Genomic DNA, 3,578 nt, shown 5'->3' with positions numbered 1-3,578 from the left:
CGAACCGGGTCCCGGGGCCGTCCACCCCGATCGACAGGTCCCACGAGTGCACCGCGCCGGTCAGTTCCCGCCCGTCCCCGGCGGGCCCCCGCCCGGCCCGTGCCGGCAGCGGGGCGGCCCCGGCCGGTCGCCAGCGGCCCGGTCACAGCGAACCGTGGAAGGTGCGGGAGACCACGTCGCGCTGCTGCTCGGGCGTGAGCCGGACGAAGTTCACCGCGTATCCGGAGACCCGGACGGTGAGCTGCGGGTAGCGCTCCGGGTGGGCCATCGCGTCGAGCAGGGTGGCCCGGTCCAGCACGTTGACGTTGAGGTGGAACCCGCCCGCGTCGGCGTACCCGTCGAGTACCCCGGCCAGATTGGCGATCCGCTCGTCGCGGGTGTGTCCCAGCCCGTCGGGGGTGACCGTGCCGGTCAGCGAGATCCCGTCGCGCGCCGCGTCGTACGGCAGCTTCGCCACCGACAGCGCCGACGCGACCAGGCCGTGGGTGTCCCGCCCGTTCATCGGGTTCGCGCCGGGGGCGAACGGCTCGCCGGCCCGCCGCCCGTCGGGGGTGTTGCCGGTGTGCTTGCCGTACACCACGTTCGAGGTGATGGTGAGCACCGACATGGTCAGCTCCGCGTCGCGGTAGGTGCGCTGCCGGCGCAGCTTCTCCGCGAACGTCTCCACCAGCCACACCGCGATCTCGTCGGCCCGGTCGTCGTCGTTGCCGTACGTGGGCGGTTCGCCCTCCACGGCGTAGTCGACGGCCAGCCCGGTGGCGTCGCGCAGCACCTTCACCCGGCCGTACCGGATGGCGGCGAGGCTGTCCACCGCCACCGACAGCCCGGCGACCCCGGTGGCCATGAACCGGTGCACCGGGTGGTCGTGCAGCGCCATCTCCAGCCGCTCGTAGGCGTACCGGTCGTGCATGTGGTGGATGACGTTCAGCGCGTCCACGTACGTCTCGGCCAGCCAGTCCAGCGTCCGGTCGTACGCGGCGAGCACCTCGTCGTAGTCGAGCGTCTCGCCGCCGACCGGCGGGGCGGGCGGGGCGACCTGGTCGCCGGTCAGCTCGTCCCGGCCGCCGTTGATCGCGTATAGCAGCGCCTTGGCCAGGTTCGCCCGCGCCCCGAAGAACTGCATGTCCTTGCCGACCCGCATCGCCGACACGCAGCAGGCGATCGCGGTGTCGTCGTCGTACGCGGGCCGGATCAGCTCGTCGTTCTCGTACTGGATGGCGCTGGTGTCCAGCGACACCTGGGCGCAGAACCGCTTGAATCCCTCCGGGAGCCGGGGCGACCACAGCACGGTCAGGTTCGGCTCCGGCGCGGGTCCCAGGTTGTAGAGGGTCTGCAGGTAGCGGAAGCTGGTGCGGGTCACCAGCGGCCGGCCGTCGGCGCCGATCCCGCCGAGGGACTCGGTGACCCACGTCGGGTCGCCGGAGAAGAGCTGGTCGTACTCGGGGGTGCGCAGGAACCGCACGATCCGCAGCTTGATCACGAAGTCGTCGACCAGTTCCTGCGCGCCGGTCTCGTCCAGCCGCCCCTCGGCGAGGTCCCGCCGCAGGTAGGCGTCCACGAAGTTCGCGGTCCGCCCGAGCGACATCGCCGCGCCGTTCTGCTCCTTCGTGGCGGCCAGGTACGCGAAGTACAGCCACTGGATCGCCTCGCGGCCGGTCGTGGCGGGGCCGGAGATGTCGTAGCCGTAGGCGGCGGCCATCTGCGTCAGCTCGCCGAGGGCGCGGATCTGCTCGGCCAGCTCCTCCCGCTCGCGGATCACGTCGTCGGTCGACGGCCGGTCGTCCAGGGCCGCCTTCAGCGCCCGGCGCTCGGCGACGAGCCGGTCCACCCCGTACAGGGCCACCCGCCGGTAGTCGCCGATGATCCGGCCCCGCCCGTACGCGTCGGGCAGGCCGGTGATGATGTGCGAGCGCCGCGCCGCGAGGACGTCCGACGGGTACGCGTCGAACACCGCGTCGTTGTGGGTCCGGCGGTAGCGGGTGTAGATCCGGTGCACCGCCGGGTCCGGCTCGTAGCCGTACGCCCGCAGCGCGGTCTCGACCATCCGCAGCCCGCCGGCCGGCATGATCGCCCGGCGCAGCGGCGCGTCGGTCTGCAACCCGACGATCAGCTCCCGGTCGGCGTCGATGTACCCGGGGGCGTGGGCGGTGATCGTGGACGGGGTGGCCGCGTCGACGTCGTACACGCCGCGGCTGCGCTCCTCGGGGAACATGTCGGTGAGCCGTCCCCAGACCGCCAGGGTCCGCTCGGTCGGGCCGGCGAGGAAGCCGGCGTCGCCGGTGTACGGCTCGTGGTTGCGGCGCACGAAGTCCGCCACGTCGATCGTGGTGCGCCACGCCCCGTCGGCGAAGCCCCGCCACGGGTCGCGGATGTGCTCGGTGCCGGTCATCGTCGTGTCCTTCCGGTCGGTCAGGTGGCGGGTCACGGCTGGTCGGCGGCCGGCCGGCAGGTGAGGGCCGGCCGGCCGCGGGCGGGTCACGGCTGGAGCACGAGGCGGGCGGCGACCCGGCCGGCCAGCACGTCCTCGATCGCCTCGTTGATCTCGTCGAGCTTGCGCACCTCGTACGCGACATGGGTGCGGCCGGCGGCGTGCAGCCGGAACACCTCCGCCAGGTCGGCGCGGGTGCCCACGATCGAGCCGATGACGGTGATGCCCTTGAGCACGGTCTCGAAGACCGGCAGGGTGACCTCGTTGTCCTTCGGCAGCGACACCAGCACCAGCCGGCCGCCGCGGCGCAGGCAGCGGTGCGCCTGCTCGACGACGCGCGGGTCGGCGGCCAGCACGATCGCCACGTCCACCCCGCCGAGCGCGGTGATCGCCTCGACCGGGTCGACGTCGGCGGCGTCGACGGTGTGCGTCGCGCCGAGCGAGGCGGCGAGGGCCAGCTTCTCGGCGGTGACGTCGACGGCGACCGTCTCGCCGCCGAACAGTTGCGCGTACTGCTGGGCGAGGTGGCCCAGGCCGCCGATGCCGAAGACCGCCACCCGGTCGCCGGGCCGGACCCCGGCGACCTTCACCGCCTTGTACGTGGTGACGCCGGCGCAGGTCAGCGGGGCCGCCTCGGCCGGTTCCACCCCGGCGGGGACGGCCACGGCGTAGCGGGCCGACGCGACCGCGTACTCGGCGTGCGCGCCGTCGATGGCGTACCCGGTGTTGCGCTGCGACTCGCACAGCGTCTCCCACCCCGTGACGCAGTACGCGCAGGTCCCGCACGCCCAGCCGAGCCAGGGCAGGGCCACCCGGTCGCCGACGGCGTGCTCGGTCACCCCCGCGCCGATCCGCTCGACGATGCCGACGCCCTCGTGCCCGGGGACGAACGGCGGGTTCGGCTTGACCGGCCAATCGCCGCGCGCGGCGTGGATGTCGGTGTGGCACAGGCCGCTGGCCTCGATCCGGACGAGGATCTCGCCCGGGCCCGGCTCCGGCACGGGCAGGTCGAACATCTCCAGTGGACGGTCGAACGCGGTGACGACACTCGCACGCATCGGGGGCCTCCCAGCTCCGTTGTCGCTTCCACCCTCAATCTGCTCCGCCCGCCCCGCCGAAGGCAGAGTCCCCGGACCACCCCACCCAGGAC

2 protein-coding genes are annotated in these 3,578 nt (G+C 73.5%); both read right to left on the bottom strand.

Annotated features, from left to right (window positions below; genetic code table 11):
- Nucleotides 1-142 precede the first annotated feature (142 nt).
- On the bottom strand, nt 143-2,389 hold the full coding sequence (gene pflB / locus LPA42_RS33250; protein ID WP_096761700.1) for a formate C-acetyltransferase: 2,247 nt from the start codon (nt 2,387-2,389) through the stop codon (nt 143-145).
- Between the two features lie 86 nt (nt 2,390-2,475).
- Nucleotides 2,476-3,486 (bottom strand): alcohol dehydrogenase catalytic domain-containing protein, encoded by a 1,011-nt coding sequence (locus LPA42_RS33245; RefSeq protein WP_077939440.1) that lies wholly within the window; start codon nt 3,484-3,486, stop codon nt 2,476-2,478.
- Between the last annotated feature and the right edge of the window lie 92 nt (nt 3,487-3,578).

The organism is Micromonospora sp. DH13 (assembly GCF_020873825.1).
Classification (GTDB): Bacteria; Actinomycetota; Actinomycetes; order Mycobacteriales; family Micromonosporaceae; genus Micromonospora; species Micromonospora haikouensis.
This window is presented reverse-complemented; position numbering and strand designations above follow the sequence as displayed.